Source organism: Bacteroides sp. RTP21281st1_H5_RTP21281_210402 (genome assembly GCF_040918965.1).
GTDB lineage: Bacteria > Bacteroidota > Bacteroidia > Bacteroidales > Bacteroidaceae > Bacteroides > Bacteroides congonensis.
Genome location: NZ_JBCOWR010000020.1, coordinates 1 through 18,013 on the forward strand (window position 1 = coordinate 1; position 18,013 = coordinate 18,013).

At 44.4% G+C, this 18,013-nt stretch carries 12 protein-coding genes; 5 read left to right on the plus strand and 7 right to left on the minus strand.

Annotated elements, in window-relative coordinates; genetic code table 11:
• The first annotated feature begins 161 nt into the window (after positions 1-161).
• The 5 genes from AB5443_RS21425 (at position 162) to lgt (ending at position 7,995) form a co-directional block, all read left to right on the plus strand.
• On the plus strand, positions 162-1,034 hold the full coding sequence (locus tag AB5443_RS21425) for an Rpn family recombination-promoting nuclease/putative transposase (protein WP_368114583.1): 873 nt from the start codon (positions 162-164) through the stop codon (positions 1,032-1,034).
• Between the two features lie 426 nt (positions 1,035-1,460).
• The gene (locus tag AB5443_RS21430) at positions 1,461-4,901 is read left to right on the plus strand and encodes a bifunctional proline dehydrogenase/L-glutamate gamma-semialdehyde dehydrogenase (protein WP_368114584.1); all 3,441 of its coding nucleotides are present in this window, start codon (positions 1,461-1,463) and stop codon (positions 4,899-4,901) included.
• A gap of 174 nt (positions 4,902-5,075) precedes the next feature.
• Positions 5,076-6,179 carry a redox-regulated ATPase YchF gene (gene ychF, locus AB5443_RS21435; protein WP_368114585.1) on the plus strand — a complete coding sequence of 368 codons (1,104 nt, stop codon included), beginning with the start codon at positions 5,076-5,078 and terminating at the stop codon, positions 6,177-6,179.
• Between the two features lie 47 nt (positions 6,180-6,226).
• Positions 6,227-7,144: a ketopantoate reductase family protein gene (locus tag AB5443_RS21440; RefSeq protein ID WP_195406329.1), complete on the plus strand. Its 918-nt coding sequence runs from the start codon at positions 6,227-6,229 to the stop codon at positions 7,142-7,144.
• Positions 7,145-7,161: 17 nt separating this feature from the next.
• Entirely contained in the window at positions 7,162-7,995 is an 834-nt protein-coding gene (gene lgt / locus AB5443_RS21445; RefSeq protein WP_277130142.1) for a prolipoprotein diacylglyceryl transferase, read from the plus strand.
• Positions 7,996-8,080: 85 nt separating this feature from the next.
• On the opposite strand, the gene mutS is transcribed toward lgt, so the two are convergent.
• The 7 genes from mutS to AB5443_RS21480 all read right to left on the minus strand — a co-directional run bounded on the left by mutS (position 8,081) and on the right by AB5443_RS21480 (position 18,012).
• Positions 8,081-10,669 carry a DNA mismatch repair protein MutS gene (mutS, locus tag AB5443_RS21450; RefSeq protein WP_277130534.1) on the minus strand — a complete coding sequence of 863 codons (2,589 nt, stop codon included), beginning with the start codon at positions 10,667-10,669 and terminating at the stop codon, positions 8,081-8,083.
• 346 nt (positions 10,670-11,015) lie between these two features.
• Positions 11,016-11,834, minus strand: a complete 819-nt coding sequence (locus AB5443_RS21455; RefSeq protein ID WP_277130139.1) for an SGNH/GDSL hydrolase family protein — start codon at positions 11,832-11,834, stop codon at positions 11,016-11,018.
• 27 nt (positions 11,835-11,861) lie between these two features.
• Positions 11,862-13,052 (minus strand): AGE family epimerase/isomerase, encoded by a 1,191-nt coding sequence (locus AB5443_RS21460; RefSeq protein WP_277130137.1) that lies wholly within the window; start codon positions 13,050-13,052, stop codon positions 11,862-11,864.
• A gap of 13 nt (positions 13,053-13,065) precedes the next feature.
• A complete protein-coding gene (locus AB5443_RS21465) occupies positions 13,066-14,349 on the minus strand; it encodes an acetylxylan esterase (protein WP_277130134.1) in 1,284 nt (427 codons plus the stop codon).
• 7 nt (positions 14,350-14,356) lie between these two features.
• Entirely contained in the window at positions 14,357-15,724 is a 1,368-nt protein-coding gene (locus AB5443_RS21470; RefSeq protein WP_277130131.1) for an MFS transporter, read from the minus strand.
• On the minus strand, positions 15,721-16,899 hold the full coding sequence (locus AB5443_RS21475; RefSeq protein ID WP_044653859.1) for a glycosidase: 1,179 nt from the start codon (positions 16,897-16,899) through the stop codon (positions 15,721-15,723). Before AB5443_RS21475 ends, AB5443_RS21470 begins: the two co-directional genes overlap by 4 nt.
• A gap of 18 nt (positions 16,900-16,917) precedes the next feature.
• Positions 16,918-18,012, minus strand: a complete 1,095-nt coding sequence (locus tag AB5443_RS21480; RefSeq protein ID WP_277130128.1) for a glycoside hydrolase family 26 protein — start codon at positions 18,010-18,012, stop codon at positions 16,918-16,920.
• Position 18,013: the final 1 nt, after the last annotated feature.

Here is an 18,013-nt window from a genome sequence, read left to right on the forward strand (position 1 = left end):
TATGTATAACGGGGATTAAATCATTGTATACTACCAATAAAGTTTTAGAAAAACTAAGTTTAGTTCATTTCTGCACCATTATGAACAATCTTTCATTTTGTTTATCAGATATCAAAATAAAACGATTATCTTTGTTTTCTAATCATTTAAATCTCACGCTTATGCCAGTAAATGAATGGAAGGAACTGTATATTGACCCGAGAACCGATTTCGGATTCAAATATCTTTTCGGAACGCCAATGAACAAAGAACTGCTAATTGGCTTTCTGAATGCGATTTTTCATGGAACACATACCGTCACCGACCTTACTTACCTCAACGGTGAGAAACTGGGCATTCGTAAAGAAGAACGTCGTGCCATCTTTGATGTGTATTGCGAAACGGAAAGCGGCGAAAAATTCATTGTCGAGATGCAGAATGTATTCCAGCAATTCTTCAAAGACCGCAGTGTATATTACTCCACCTTCCCCATCCGCGAACAGGCTAAACGGGGAGATTGGGATTACCGGCTCGAATCGGTCTATACAGTAGGAATACTCAATTTTGTATTCGACGAAGACAAGAACTCAAAAGACTATTTCCACCACGAAGTAAAGTTGATGGACGTAAATACCAAAAAAGTATTCTACGACAAACTTACATTCATTTATCTGGAACTCCCCAAGTTCACCAAGACCGAACATGAACTGGAAACATTATTCGAAAAGTGGGTTTTCGTCCTGAAGAATCTATCACGCCTCCTGGAACGTCCGGCTGCATTGCAGGAACGCGTATTCAACCGTTTGTTTGAAGCTGCTTCAATAGCCCGTTTCACCCCAAAACAGTTGAGAGAATATGAAGATAGTGTAAAAGCGTATCGGGATATAGTGAATGCTGTGAATACGGCACGAAAGGAAGGACATGAAGAAGGATTGGAAAAAGGACATGAAGAAGAGAAAATAGAAATAGCCAGAAAAATGAAATCGGACGGATTGCCTGATGATACCATTTCCAAATACACCGGACTTCCAATTGAGGAAATAGAAAGAATATAAAAGAGAAAATGAATATAAACCAAACCCGTTCAATCTGATTGTAGGTAAGTTATGTGCTACCTACCCTTACGGGTATAACGACTATTCTTTTCCGCACAGATTTTGTTCATTTCTGCACCGTCATAAACCAACTCATACTAAATCTTTTGAAATACGAATTTAACACAGTTGCATTTTCTTCTCCTTTTACTTGAAAATCAACAAATTATTTTTATCTTTGTGAGAAGTGCAAGCCTTTCGTTTCTAATAACTTAAAAAAACGACGAGTATGAAACAGCAGTATCTGTTCGACCGCTTCTCGCAGCAAGCGTTGCAAACCCTGCATCGCTACCGTGCTGTTATGTTCAGCCCCACCTTCCATGATATGTAAATTGCAGTTTGAGATTTTTTTCTTCATTTTCCACAATCTACATAGAACAAATTCTTATGGACAAACAATTTCAACCGACCCTTTCTGAAGTACGGGATTGGGTACTCAAGCTATATCAGACTTGTGAAGATACCATTACCAAAGCCGAACGCCGGGAACAGCATAAATACGCCGTTATGGTACAACGCCCGCAGGACAAGAAGTTCCTGGTCAAGATGCTTGATGAATCATCGCAAATCCGCGACCGGAGAATACTTGCCAAACGTATCAAGACTCTTCTCGACCAATACGGCGTACCCGAATTTCTGAATAAACGGGATGCTTTCTTATTCAAGATGTATCAGGCATTCGGCTATCATTTCGATTTTATCGCTATCCCGATTATCAAAAAGCGCCTGCGTATGGATACCTCGCAAGTCATCATCAACGAGGAACGTCCGCAACTCACAAAGCATCTCGCTACCCGCGCCAAAGAGAGAATCGGACAGAACGTAAATCTGCTGGGTGAAGTAGTGCTTGGTAATGGGGAAGCCGACCATCGTTACCACCATTATTTAGAAGCATTGGAATCACCCGATATCAATTATATCTCTGTGAAAATATCGGGAATATACGCTCAGACGCATGCCCTGAATTATGAGGAAAGTTTTCCCGAACTCGTCTCGCGAATGTCCGCGCTCTATCAGAAGGCTATTGATTTCCCGTATATAGACGAAACCGGTGCAAAACAATCCAAGTTCATCAATCTGGACATGGAAGAATACAAAGACGCGCACTTCACATTGCGTCTTTTCAAGACTGTGCTCAGTCTGCCGCAGTTTAAGAATTACTCTGCGGGAATCGTTGTTCAGGCTTATCTGCCGGATGCGCATGATTTCCAGACGGAATTGTTGGAATTTGCCAAAGCCCGCATAGCGGAAGGCGGTGCTCCTATCAAGATGCGTCTCGTGAAAGGTTGTAACCTGGAGATGGAGACGGTTATTTCTTCCTTGAGAGGTTGGCCGAATCCGATTCTTCCTTCCAAGACGGAAGTGGACGCCAACTATCTGCACCTGTTGGAACGGGCATTGATGCCCGAAAATGCCAGGGCATTGCATCTTGGTGTAGCTTCTCATAATCTATTCTCTATCGCTTACGCTTATTTGCTAGCTCAGAAGTACGGCACAGCCGAATTTATGACCTTCGAAATGCTGGAAGGAATGGCTAATCATCTATGGCGTGCCCAGTCCATGCTCGGCAATCGGGTGATTCTCTATACTCCGGTAGTCAAGAACGAGCATTTCCTGAATGCAGTTTCTTATCTTGTCCGCCGGATGGATGAAAACACGGCACCTGACAACTTCCTGACTCACTCTTTCAATCTAAAACCGGATACGGAAGAATGGGACTTCCTTGCGAAACAGTTTGAAGATGCGTATGCGATGAAAGATAACATTACCCATGTATCGCCGCGTATTCAGAATCGTAATCTTCCCTATACTCCCGTTGCGCCGTCGGATACGATGAAGAATGAGCCGGATACGGATTTCGACTTGCCACAGAATCAGGAATGGGTACGTCGTATCTTCGCCAAATGGAAGAAAAACGGAACGGAAGAGCCGGAAATCATCCCGTTACAGATAGGTGCGGAAACGGTAGTATGCGAAAGCCGTTATAAATACCTCGACCGTTGTCAGAATGATGAAGTCTGTATCTGTGAGATGTCACAAGCGGACAGCGGGCAAGTGGAAAAGATTATCGGGATTGCCGAAGCAGACCCTGCCGGATGGAGAAAGACTACACTGGAAGAACGGCATCGGATTATGTACGAAGCATCCAACCGGTTGGCCGACATGAGGGGCGACCTGATAGGTTGCATGTGTGCCGTGACGGGTAAAACGGTGATTGAGGGTGATGTGGAAGTTTCGGAAGCGGTAGATTATGCCCGTTTCTATACGACGGCGATGAAGAAGTTTGCCGTATTGGATGACATAGAGATGAAGCCGAAGGGAACGATATTGGTTATTTCTCCCTGGAATTTCCCTTGCGCTATCCCTGTAGGTGGTATAGTGGCGGGATTGGCAGGCGGAAACACGGTTATCCTGAAACCTGCTACTGTGGCAGCTCCGGTTGCCTGGATGTTTGCCAAGGCATTTTGGGACGCAGGTGTACCCAAAGAAGCATTACAGGTCATCATTACCAACCGGGAAGCACTGAAAGTACTGACTACCGCTCCCGCCATCAAGCATATTATCCTGACAGGCGGCACGGATACCGCCCAAAATATCGCAAAGACTGCTCCGGCAACTCCACTATCCGCAGAAACCGGTGGCAAAAACGCCATTATCCTCACAGCATCGGGCGACCGCGACCATGCTATCATGAATATCGTCGCTTCCGCCTTCGGCAATGCCGGACAGAAATGTTCCGCCTGCTCACTGTTGTTGGTAGAACGCTCGGTCTACGAGGATGAGAACTTCCAAAGCAAACTGAAAGATGCGGCAACAAGTCTGAAAACAGGCAGTGTCTGGAATGCCGGAAATGTGGTAGGCCCGATGATTACCAACAAGAATGACAAGCTACTGAAAGCCTTCAATCTCAGACCGGGAGAGTCGTGGCTGGTTCCACCGCGCTTTATAGACGAGAAAGAATATATATTGGCCCCCACCGTAAAATGGGGAGTAGAATCGGGGAGCTTCTCTTTCTGCACTGAGTTATTCGGCCCGCTACTAAGTGTCGGCTGCATTGATAGTCTCGAAGAAGGTATTGACTTGGTCAATGACCTGTACTACGGATTAACTTCAGGATTACAGAGCCTCGACGAAGCTGAACAGAAACTGTGGAAGGACACCCTATCGGCAGGAAACCTGTATATCAACCGGGGAATTACGGGAGCAATCGTCAACCGTCAGCCATTCGGCGGAATGAATATGTCCGCTTTTGGTGGCGGCCTCAAAGCGGGCGGCCCCAATTATTGCACTTGCTTTGTAGAAATCACAGACAAGCCGGACAGCAAGACTGATTATAAACAAAGCTATGAGAAAGCCTGGCAGGAAGAATTCTCAAAAGCCAAAGACATCAACAAGCTATACGGGGAACAGAATCTTTTCCGTTATCTGCCTCTGTATGAAATGATTCTGCGTCTATTCCCGGAGGATACGGACGAAGAAGCATTGATGATTGCCTATGCGGCAAAGATCTGCGGAACACCGCTCGCCATCAGCTTCGACCCGACTGACAACCGTAGTGCCGCACTTGCCGGAGCCGGTTGCGAACTAAGGGAAGAGTCAATGGAGAAATTTCTGGAAGTAATGATAGATTATGCAAGAATACGGACTTGTTCGCCCAATATTCCCCAAAAAATGTATGAAGTAGCTGCGGAATATGATATGTACATTGCGACAGCACCGCCCGTCAAGCAAGGACGCATCGAGTTGCTGCACTATATCAAGGAGCAAAGCATCTCTTTCGAGTATCACCGATACGGTAGTATTTCCGAAGTGCCACCTTGCGAGTAATAATGAAATGAATACTTTCTCCCCTTATTCTTCCGGCTTAACTTTCCAATTGGAAGTAGCCGGGAATAAGGGGAGAAGACAGAAAGTGCACCAAGTTTCCTTTATTAGTTCAAAAATGATTATCTTTGCAAACTAAAACGAGCAACTTGGTAACAAAAGTAATAATAGATTAATATGGCATTGCAATGTGGTATCGTAGGACTACCGAACGTGGGTAAGTCAACACTTTTCAACTGTTTGTCGAACGCAAAGGCACAAGCGGCAAACTTCCCTTTCTGTACAATTGAACCGAATGTAGGTGTAATCACCGTTCCCGATGAACGTCTGAATGCACTGGCAGAATTGGTACATCCCCAAAGAATCGTCCCTACAACAGTAGAAATCGTAGATATAGCCGGACTGGTGAAAGGCGCAAGCAAAGGTGAAGGACTGGGAAACAAGTTCCTTGCCAATATCCGTGAGACGGATGCAATTATTCACGTACTCCGTTGCTTCGACGATGAGAACGTGACGCATGTAGACGGAAGTGTAAATCCTGTCCGCGACAAAGAAATCATCGACTACGAACTTCAGTTGAAGGATTTGGAAACTATCGAAAGCCGTATCCAGAAAGTGCAGAAACAGGCGCAGACAGGTGGTGACAAAGCTGCAAAACAGGCTTACGATGTGCTGGTTCAATACAAAGAAGCTTTGGAACAAGGCAAATCGGCACGTACCGTTACTTTTGAAACCAAAGACGAACAAAAGATTGCCCGTGAACTGTTCCTACTGACCAGCAAACCGGTAATGTACGTCTGCAACGTAGACGAAGCAAGCGCGGTAAACGGAAACAAATACGTAGATATGGTACGTGAAGCCGTGAAAGAGGAGAATGCAGAAATCCTCGTTGTCGCAGCCAAGACAGAAGCGGACATCGCCGAACTGGAAACGTACGAAGACCGTCAGATGTTCCTTGCCGAGGTAGGTCTGGAAGAATCGGGCGTGGCGCGTCTTATCAAATCAGCTTATAAATTATTGAATCTTGAAACTTACTTCACAGCCGGCGTACAGGAAGTACGTGCCTGGACGTACGAAAAAGGATGGAAAGCTCCGCAATGCGCAGGTGTTATCCATACCGATTTTGAGAAAGGCTTTATCCGTGCAGAAGTTATCAAATACGAAGATTATATCCAATATGGCTCGGAAGCAGCCGTGAAGGAAGCCGGTAAACTGGGTGTGGAAGGAAAAGAATATGTCGTACAGGATGGCGACATCATGCATTTCCGTTTCAACGTGTGATTATCGACAATCACCGACGACTTATTAATTACTAATTCGCTAACAACATGAAATATCTCATTGCAGGAACGGGAGGTGTAGGCGGCAGTATCGCAGGATTCTTGTCGTTGGCAGGCAAAGATGTAACTTGTATTGCCCGTGGAGCTCATTTACAGTCAATTCAGACAAACGGCCTGAAACTGAAGTCGGATTTAAAGGGCGGACATACGCTCCGAATCCCGGCAACTACGGCTGAAGAATTTAACGGGAAAGCAGATGTGATATTTGTATGCGTGAAAGGTTATTCGGTCGATTCCATCGTAGAACTGATAAAAAGGGCAGCACACAAAGATACGGTTGTCATCCCTATTCTGAATGTATATGGAACAGGGCCGCGCATACAGAAACTTGTTCCGGGAGTCACTGTCCTGGATGGTTGTATCTATATCGTAGGCTTCGTTTCCGGCACTGGAGAAATTACCCAAATGGGCAAGATATTTCGCCTGGTATATGGCGCCCATCACGGCACGGTCGTAAAACCCGGATTACTGGAAGCTATCCGGCAAGACTTGCAGGAAGCAGGCATAAAGGTAGACCTGTCACCGGACATCAACCGGGATACGTTCATCAAATGGTCGTTCATCTCCGCAATGGCGGTAACGGGTGCTTACTACGATGTTCCGATGGGAGAAGTGCAGAAACCGGGAAAGGTACGGGATACATTTATCGGACTTTCTACGGAAAGCGCCGCTCTCGGAAAGAAACTGGGCGTTGAATTCCCGGAAGACCCCGTCAGCTATAATCTGAAAGTGATTGATAAACTCGACCCCGAAAGCACCGCTTCCATGCAGAAAGACCTGGCACGCGGACATGACTCGGAAATCCAGGGTCTGCTCTTCGATATGATTGCGGCAGCCGAAGAACAGGGAATAGATATACCGACCTACCGGATGGTTGCGGAGAAATTCAAAGAATCTAATCATTAACATTAATCCAATATAGAATGAATGCCATGCTATTATCCATCAACTGGAACCCGAACCCCGAACTATTCAACCTGTTCGGCATTTCTATCCGTTACTACGGATTACTGTGGGCAGTAGGAATATTCTTTGCTTATGTTGTTGTTCACTACCAGTACCGGGATAAAAAGATAGAGGAGAAGAAGTTTGACCCGCTTTTCTTTTACTGTTTCTTTGGTATTCTGATTGGTGCCCGCCTGGGACATTGTCTGTTCTATGATCCGGGATATTACCTGTCTCATTTTTGGGAGATGATTCTTCCCATCAAATTCATGCCGGACGGAAACTGGAAATTCACCGGATATGAAGGATTGGCCAGCCACGGCGGTACACTAGGATTGATAGTTGCCCTTTGGCTGTATTGTCGTAAGACGAAACTTCATTATATGGATGTGCTGGATATGATTGCCGTAGCTACGCCAATCACGGCCTGCTTCATTCGTCTTGCCAATCTGATGAACTCCGAGATTATCGGTAAACCGTCTGATGTGCCCTGGGCATTCGTTTTCGAGCGCGTAGATATGTTACCCCGCCATCCGGGACAGCTTTACGAAGCTATCGCCTATCTTATCCTGTTCTTCATCATGATTTACCTGTATAAGAATTACAGTAAGAAACTGCATCGCGGCTTCTTCTTCGGCCTCTGTCTGACATATATCTTCACCTTCCGCTTCTTTATCGAGTTCCTGAAAGAGAATCAAGAAGATTTCGAGAACAGCATGATGTTCAATATGGGACAATGGTTAAGCGTTCCATTCATCATAATAGGTGTCTACTTTATGTTCTTCTATGACAAAAAGAAGAAAGTAGCCTGAAACGGAAAAAGGGATTAGCGATGTTTAAATCACTAATCCCTTTTTTTATCATTTACTCTTTCTTGTTAGGGCAGATACCATTTTCTTATTTCCCCCTGACTATCTTCTTAATATCATTCAGCTTATTCAGCGCTTCAATCGGAGTGAGATTATTCACATCCAAGTTCAATATCTCATCACGAATCTGACAAAGAATCGGGTCATCCAACTGAAAGAAGCTCAACTGCATACCACCACGGTTCTCGCTCACTTCCGCCAATGGCTTGCCTGCTATTCCTTGTTGACGATTATCAGATTCAAGCTGTTTCAATATCTCGTTGGCGCGTTTCACGATGCTTTTCGGCATACCCGCCATCTTTGCCACATGGATACCGAAAGAGTGCTCACTACCGCCACGCTCCAGTTTACGAAGGAAGATTACCTTGTTATCCACTTCTTTCACCGATACATTATAATTCTTGATACGCTTGAAGGATTTCTCCATCTCATTCAATTCATGGTAGTGCGTAGCAAATAAAGTACGTGCTTTTGCCTTCGGATGCTCATGGATATATTCTACAATTGCCCAGGCAATGGAAATACCATCATACGTAGACGTACCACGACCCAGTTCGTCAAATAGTACCAGGCTTCGGGAAGAAACGTTGTTCAGGATATCCGCCGCTTCGTTCATTTCCACCATGAATGTAGATTCACCGACTGATATATTATCACTCGCTCCCACACGGGTGAATATCTTATCCACCAGTCCGATATGTGCACTCTCGGCAGGAACAAACGAGCCGATTTGAGCCAATAGCGTAATCAACGCCGTCTGACGCAAGAGTGCCGACTTACCCGCCATATTGGGGCCGGTTATAATGATAATCTGCTGCGTATTACTATCCAGCATCACATCGTTGGCAATATACTTCTCACCGATAGGAAGCTGCTTCTCAATCACCGGGTGACGCCCCTGACGAATATCCAGTACGTCATTATCCTCAATGACCGGACGGATATAACGATTCTCACGAGCCACATTGGCAAATGACAACAGACAATCCAGCCGGGCAATCTGATTCGCGTTAATCTGTATCTGCGGAATAAACTCCATCAATGCCTGTACCAAATCCGTATATAGTTGCGTTTCCAGCACCAGAATCTTATCTTCCGCCCCTAAAATCTTCTCTTCATACTCTTTCAATTCCTGCGTGATATAACGCTCTGCGTTGACCAACGTCTGTTTGCGAATCCATTCGGGTGGAACCTTATCCTTATGTACATTACGGACTTCAATATAATAACCGAACACATTATTGTAAGCCACTTTCAAGCTCGGAATACCCGTCCGTTCGCTTTCGCGCTGCTGTATCTGAAGCAGATAATCCTTTCCCGAATACGAAATCCGGCGTAGTTCATCCAAATCCGCATTCACCCCGTCTTGAATCACTCCCCCCTTATTAATAGCCAGTGGCGGGTCATTCTTAATCTCTTTGGCAATCCGGTCGCGAATAGTGACACAAAGGCTCAACTGTTCCCCTATCCAGTTCAGACTTGCGTTATCTGCCTGGATACATGCCAACTTTATCGGCTCGATAGCCTGCAAAGCCACCTTCAACTGAACCACTTCACGAGGCGATACGCGCCCTACAGCGACTTTGGAAATGATACGCTCCAAATCACCTATCAGATGCAACTGCTCTTCAATCAATTCCTTAAAGTCCGGTTGGCGGAAAAAATACTCCACGACATTCAACCGTTCGTCAATCGGCTTCTTATCCTTCAAAGGAAAGACCATCCAGCGTTTCAGCAAACGTGCTCCCATCGGGCTGATTGTCCGGTCGATGACATTCAGCAAACTGCTTCCGCCATCATTCATATTGCCAATCAACTCAAGGCTACGCACCGTAAACTTATCCAGACGAACATATTTATCTTCCTCAATACGAGCCAAAGAAGTGATATGTCCAATCTGTGTATGCTGCGTCATCGTAAGGTATTGCAGGATAGCGCCGGAAGCTATGATACCATTCTTCAAGTGTTCCACGCCAAAACCTTTCAGGTTCTTCGTCTCAAAATGCTTCAGCAACTTCTCACGGGCGGTGGTTTCCGTAAATACCCAGTCGTCAAGCTCGAAGGTAAAGAACTTGCTGCCGAAATTCCCCTCAAACATCAGGCGTTTGCCACGCTCGAAAAGAATCTCTTTCGGAGCGAAGTTGTTCAGCAGTTTGTCCACATAGTCAAAAGGGCCTTCCGCAGTAAGGAATTCGCCGGTAGATATATCGAGAAAGGCAACTCCACAGGAAGCCTTTCCGAAATGGACGGCAGCCAGGAAGTTGTTCTCCTTATAGTTCAATACATTATCATTGATGGAAACACCCGGAGTCACCAGTTCGGTAATCCCCCGTTTCACTAACTTCTTGGTCATTTTGGGATCTTCCAACTGGTCGCAGATAGCGACACGCTTTCCGGCACGAACCAGTTTCGGCAGATATGTATCGAGAGCATGGTGGGGGAATCCTGCCATCTCAACAGTTTTTCCTTTTCCGTTAGCGCGTTTTGTCAGTGTGATTCCTAATATCTCGGACGCAACGATAGCATCCGTAGAATATGTTTCATAAAAGTCGCCGCAACGAAACAGCATCACTGCATCAGGATGTTGTGCTTTCAAATCCAGAAACTGTTTCATCATCGGGGTGAGGACGATTTCTTCTTCGTTCACGGTTCTCTCCCTTTCTTTTTTATTTAGAGTAAACAATTACAATATCTTTGCAAAGATAACGGTTTTTCGGCAGAGAATCAACGGTATCCCCTGTTTCAATTTTCAAAATAAGTGTTGCATAGATTTAAAAAGGAACGGCGTTTTTCTTAACAAATAGGGAGATAATATTAAAACGTGTTATAAAACATACTATTTTACTTGGATAATTTGCTAATTTCCCAAGAGTCCGTATCTTTGCAATGTGTTTTTCATAGTATTAGATTTAAGGTTAACAAAGGTTGGAGCAAGGCGTTGCTCCTTTTTTTATGTCCGTACGTCAATTTACTCCTAAATAATCCTGTATTTTCTTTGCAATATAACGCCCCATTAATTGTTGTCCTTCTACATCCGGATGCAACCCGTCTTTCAAATAACGCCCACGTTCTCCCCAAACTTCGTCTTCCGCTTTAATACCACATTCAGAATAACAATCAATCACCGGAACAGAAAAAGCATTGCATATTTCCCGCAAGACTGCTATTTTTTTCAAGTTCAGGTCATTATGAGACGCACTTCCCGACTGAATTGGCGTACAGAGAAATACCCGACACTCCGGGAAACGCTCGATAATTGTCTGAATAGACCAGCGAGCTCCCCCCGCCATAGTGGTAAGATCCACTTTATCCAATATTTTCTCTTTTAAGGCATCAGACGCGCTTCCTATTTTAGTATCATTTGTACCCATAGAAAAAACAAATATATCCGGTACCGGAAAACTACCGTTTTCTACTTCTGATATAAACTTCTGAATATGTACTTTTGCCACATTATTGTGTCTTTTCTGTATTTCCACTTTATCATCTGTAGATTTCCACCCACTGGAAATACCGGCAAAGTCCTTACTGCCATATTCTTGCGTATCAATATAACATGCCCATTTTGCCGATCCTACCGCAACATTATGATGAGTGGTAAAACCAAGTATATCAACAACCGTTTTTGACCACTGATTACCCGCAGTAATGCTATTCCCGTCACAACCGAAATGCATCTTATTGAAATCCACCTTCTCCTGTGTCTGCACTACCGCTTCCTGTGCCTGATGGTCTGCCGAACATCCGGTAAAAAGCAAAACGATTAAAATCCATTTCTTCATCTTAATACTCCTTTCTTTATTATTCACCTAAAACCGCTCCATTATCTCCATACACATTCTCCCATTATGGTAAGGACATTTCCAAAAACCCGCCTTATCTTCTGCACGGCTCACTGTTCCGTCTGCACGTATTCCCCAAAACCATTCTCCATTGTCGTTATCAACCAGATGTCTTTTCACAAATTCCCAACATCGTACTGCCCTCAACAGTGACAAACGGTCATCAAAATGCTGGTAAAGGTTTACATATCCAACAATCGCTTCCGCTTGTACCCACCAATGCCGTTCGGCATCTATAGAACCACAACTCCTATTCATTTCATAAATCATACCCGCACCTGGAAGAAGCCCCTCGGAAGCCGCTTCTGCTATCTCTATCACAAGCGGTTCTATCCGGGTTATCAATCGTTTATCACCGATAAGCAAGGCAGCCTCATGCAGCAGCCATGACGCTTCTACATCATGCCCATACGAAACCATGTCATGTCTACTATTCCAGTCATCATCAAAAAACAACCGTAAATGCCCGGTTTCAATATCCAGTATCCGCTCGGTAAAGAGCTCTATAAGATTACGCAACTGACATTCCAGATACTCATTATTCCAAACACGAAAAAGATTTGTATAAGGCTCCAGGATATGCAAATGCGTATTCATCGTTTTCCGCTCATTTTCATCCTTCTCACTCAAACGCATATCCTCTATTTCATTCCATTCACGGGTCAACGCCTCACAATAACCGTTCTTAATCCGATCAAAGCTATGTTCTTCAATGTCATAAAACAGACGTATAGCATATTCAAGCGCTTCTGCGTCTCCCGTAGCCCGGTGATATTCACTCAATCCATAGATAGCGAAACCCAATGCATAAATTTGTTTTTTAGTATCCAAAGGAGAACCGTCTTCACAAACTGACCAAAATACCCCTCCATATTCGTGATCATAGAAATGAGTTATCAATTCCTGTTTGGCACGGGTTGCCATTTTCAGATATTCATCCTTATGCAACAAACGGTAAGCCGATGAGAAAGTCCACAAAATTCTTGCATTCAGAACAACGCCCTTAGAAGCTCCGGGAACACGTTCTCCTGTGCCGGAAATTCGTCCATAAAAACCGCCATACTCCGAATCTATCATATGATCCATCCAAAACGGAAGAATATTGCCCGTTAGCATACACTGCATTTCTTCCTTTAATTTTCTAACTGTCGTTTCCATATCATCTGCCAATTTATAAACCTAGTTGACGACAAAGCCATTTATTCCACTCATCGGATTGCTCCTGATATAGATAATGTCCCGTCTCTAAATAAGGATGCAACTCCTTTTTAGCTGTAATAATATTATAAGCTGCATACATAGAGGTAGGCGGACATACTTCGTCATTATATCCCCAACTGAACCAACCCGGTGCAGTAATAAGCCGTGCAAAATTTGCCACATCATAATACGCTGCTGTGGTAATCCGCTCTTTTGACGGTTGAGGAAAATAATAAAAGTAATGAGGCCATCCTCCGGCAATCTTCTTTAAATGTGCCTGATGGTCACACATCGCAGGATGGATAGCCGCATAAAAGGTAATCCGTTTGTCCAATGCCGCCGTTACAACAGAAAGTGCTCCTCCCTGACTGGAACCTGTCACTCCCATATTTTTTCCGTCATATTCCGGTAAAGAAGCTATAAAATCGACCGCCCGAAGAGCACCTGCGAAAACACGCTTATAATAACTCTTATTCCGACTATTATCATTTTGATAAGGATACCCGTTAAGCGCTCCTTTCGACAATACGTCATATATCATCTGCGACATCGTCACAGGAATCCCGTGAATGCCTATTTCCAACGTAATCACTCCCTTGGAAGCCATATGGACATCTCCCGAATAAGGACGCACTCCGGCACCGGGCACGCGAAGTAACGCCGGATACTTACCCGGCTTTTTGGGTATACAAAGAATACCGAACGTTCTCGAACCGTTACAAATATTCTGGAAACTGACATGAAAGACATTTACCTTATCCGTACAACGTTCAGGAATAAGTTCCATAGTAGGAAGCAAAGGAATCTGTCGGGCTTCCTTCAAAACAGTATCCCAAAATTGACGGAAATCTGCAGGCAGTGATGTATGTGGCCTCAACTCTTCAGGTGCGTAAGCCACGGTAGCCAATCCTTCATATACATGCCCGTCAACAGATGCACGCACTTTACAGCGCAAAAAACCGGGAACATCCATACACCCCGTTACACTTGTCTTTCCGTCTTTCAATAAAACCCCTTTCTTCTTTTCCACCGGATACCATTCCGGCCCCAACTCATAGTCTATTACCACTCCGGGCAAAAGGTTTTGTGCCTTATATACCTGAATTGTAAACGAACATTCTTCCTTCAACTGATATTTCCAGTCTGTATGGTCGGGAGATACGACTACAGTAATTTCCGTTCCACGGATTTGTGCGGAAAGAAAAGTTACACAACAACAGAATACCAGGCTAATAATCCATCTATGTATTTTCATAATCTTATTATTTTCTTTTATCATTCAATTGGTTAGTGATTTTTCTCATTTCTTTTTCGGAAAGCGGATAAAGGCTGATAAAGATGACACTCAGCACCGTACCCATAGCCGGTAGCCAGCTTAGGAACATCCTTATTCCATGAATAGCTTCCTCGCCCTGCACCGCGTTGGCCTCAAAACCGTAAAAAGCCAGCAACCAGCCCGTAACGGCGCTTCCGATAGCCCAGCCAAATTTCTGACTCATGGAAGAAGAAGAGAAGATAAGTCCCGTAGCACGGTTACCCGTTTTAAGTTCCGAATAGTCAGCACAATCTGCATACATTGACCATAGAAGCGGGAAGATACTACCCGCACAAATACTTATCAACACCTGAAAAATAAACATCAGCATCAGCTGCTCTTTATCAAACCAGTAGAAAATTATTGAAAGTACCGTCGCTATCGACATCGCCCACATATATGTCTTTTTTTTGCCGATACGATTGCTCAATGGAGCTGCCAACACCACTCCGACAATATTGGCGGCTTGCCCGACAGCCAAATAAAGCCCGCTCAATACAAAGGAAATTCCAAATAAAGAAATGGAAGCATATTCTTCTTCTACAACATAATACTTAAAATAATAAACCGTTGCCCCGTCACGAATAGAATTAAAGACCAATGCAGCTACACCGGCTCCCAACAGAATCCACCAGGGACGGTTATGAAGCAAATCCTGCAAGTCACTTTTTAAGGAATTCTGCTGCTTTTTAATAGGTTTTACCCGTTCAGTAGTCCATGCAAAGCAACCATAAAACAGCAACGCACACAACACCGCAATTACAATGACGCTCATCATCCAACCATGCTGCTCGTCGTGTCCCATACTGAACCGATTCACCATCGGCATGAACAAAAGTAATGCTATAAAACTTCCGATGTAAGCGAAAGTCATACGATACGTAGAAAGCATGTTCCGGTCTTTCGGTTCCGGACTCATCACTCCCAACAACGAAGCGTAAGGTACATTGATAGCTGAATACACCATCATCATTAACGAATATGTAAAATACGCATATATTACTTTCCCGCCATCACCGAAATCAGGAGTTGTAAAAGTCAGCACACCGATCACAGCGAACGGAATAGCCAGATACAACAGATAAGGACGAAACTTTCCCCACCGCGATTGCGTCCGGTCGGCAATAATCCCGATTATAGGGTCGAACGCCGAGTCCCAAACACGAGTGATGAGAAACATCGTGCCCACCACTGCTGCAGGCATGCCAAACACATCCGTATAAAATATCATCAAATAGGAGCCAAACAATTTCCAGAACATGGACGAAGCCATATCACCGAAACCATAGCCTATCTTTTCCCTAATCCCTATCATAAAGTATGCATCAGTTTCAGATTCTTATCAATCTGTTTCTTCAGCGTCTCCACTGAGGCAGAAGTAAAAAAACCGTCCGCAGGCGTATTCATACAATAATCGACCAACCGGTCTATTGTAGAAGTCGCCACATGCATACGAGTGTCAGAAGAAGCATAGTAAATAAAAACCGTACCGTCTTCATCAGCTATCCAGCCATTGGTAAACAATACATTAGAGACATCTCCGATACGCTCTTCTCCTTCCGGCGCCATAAAGAAGCCTGCAGGAGAAGCAATCACTTTCGCCGGATCTTCCAAGGAAGTCATATACATATATAACACATAACGTAAACCGGATGCACACCCACGCACACCATGCGCCAAGTGCAACCATCCCTTCGATGTCTTAATAGGATGAGGGCCTTCACCATTTTTCACCTCTTTGATTGTATGGTAATAACGCCGGTCGATTATAGTCTCTTCCTTTACTTCCGCACAAGTTATATCATCTACCAAGGCCCAACCGATACCACCGCCACTTCCGGCATCTATAAAACCGTCCTGCGGACGGGTATACAACGCATACTTTCCATCCACAAATTCAGGATGAAGAACCACATTTCGTTGCTGGCTTCTTGTTTTCAAATCCGACAAACGCTCCCAAGTTTTCAAATCCTTGGTGCGGGCAATAGCTGCCGTAGCGGTAGCCGAGGAAAGATCTCCCGCAGGTGCCGTATCATCATGACGTTCAGCACAGAAAATACCATAAATCCATCCGTCTTCATGAGCCGTCAAGCGCATATCATAAATATTTGTCGCAGGAATAATGTCCTCAGGCATAGTCACGGGATAATCCCAAAAACGGAAATTATCTATGCCGTCAGGACTTTCAGCCACTGCGAAGAAAGATTTACGATCCGCTCCTTCAACACGCACCACCAGCAAATATTTACCATTCCATTTAATAGCTCCCGAATTTAACGTAGCATTCATGCCGATACGTTCCATCAAGAAAGGATTTGTCTTTTCGTCCAAGTCATAGCGCCAAAACACAGGGGTATGGGCAGCAGTCAAAATAGGATATTGATAACGTGTGAAAATTCCATTTCCACCTTCAACAGGCATATTCTTACGAGTTACCAGTTTCTCGTAATCATCAAATAAGTCGCGAATTTTTTCTTTAAATGTTTTCATCTATTTAGTATTTTAATTTCATTTCAAATCAGACACAAAAATGGTTTTAGGATGCTTATAAAACTCCACAAAATCAAGTGCAGATATTTGTCCCGGATACGGGGCATAATAATGCGCTTCCTTTTCGCGGGCATTTCGCCAGACCAATACATAGCTGACAGGATATTTGTCCACTATAGGAAACAAGGTTTCTGTCCACCAGGTAGAATCCGGGATAGCTTCATATCCAGTCTCCGTCACTGCAACCGGTTTATTATGCAACCTTCCGACCTCTGTAAGAACCGTCAATGACTTCTCCATAGTATCCACATATTTTTCACGCTCAAACTGATAAGTGTCAAACCCGAACAAGTCTACCATGCCATCACCCGGATAGCGTTCCAGATATTCATTCACATTATCGGGCTCACTACCCGGAGAATAAGCATATAGCAAATGATTCACTCCCTTTTCCTGTAGATAATCATAAGTCATTTTCCACAACGACTTATATTCTTCGGCAGAACAAAGATTTTGTCCCCACCAAAACCAGCTCCCCGTATGTTCATGCCAGGGACGGAAAATCACCGGTATTTTAACTCCTTCCTTCGTGACAAGCGAATTCATAAAATCTGCTACCCTATCCAGCCATCCAAGAAACTTCCCATGATTCTCTCCTCCGGGAAGGACGGAAGCAACTGCCGTTGAATCACTCACATCCCAAGACGCTTCTCCCGTCACAGGGTTATCCACATGCCAGCTAAGAGAGCAAACACCACCCCTGTTATAGTGTGCTATAATCTCTGCTCGTATCCGTTCGAAAAGAACATCATCCAAGTTCTTCTCTCCTCCCCTTTCAATACGCCCCAGGTCAAAAGCCATCACTGCCGGATAATCGCCACACACACTTTTGACATCACTACGGTTCTCGTCTCCATCCCACCGGATACCATATACCGGATCATCCTGATGACCAAACATGAATCCTTTCTCCGGCAAACGGATTAGTTTGTCCAACAATGCCTCCGTCTCCACAGTCTTCGAAGCAGATTGTTGCTCTCTTGTCACACATCCGCCCATTCCTAAAGCAAGCAGGAAAATGCCTGCCATAACTAGTTTATTTTTCATCTTCAAG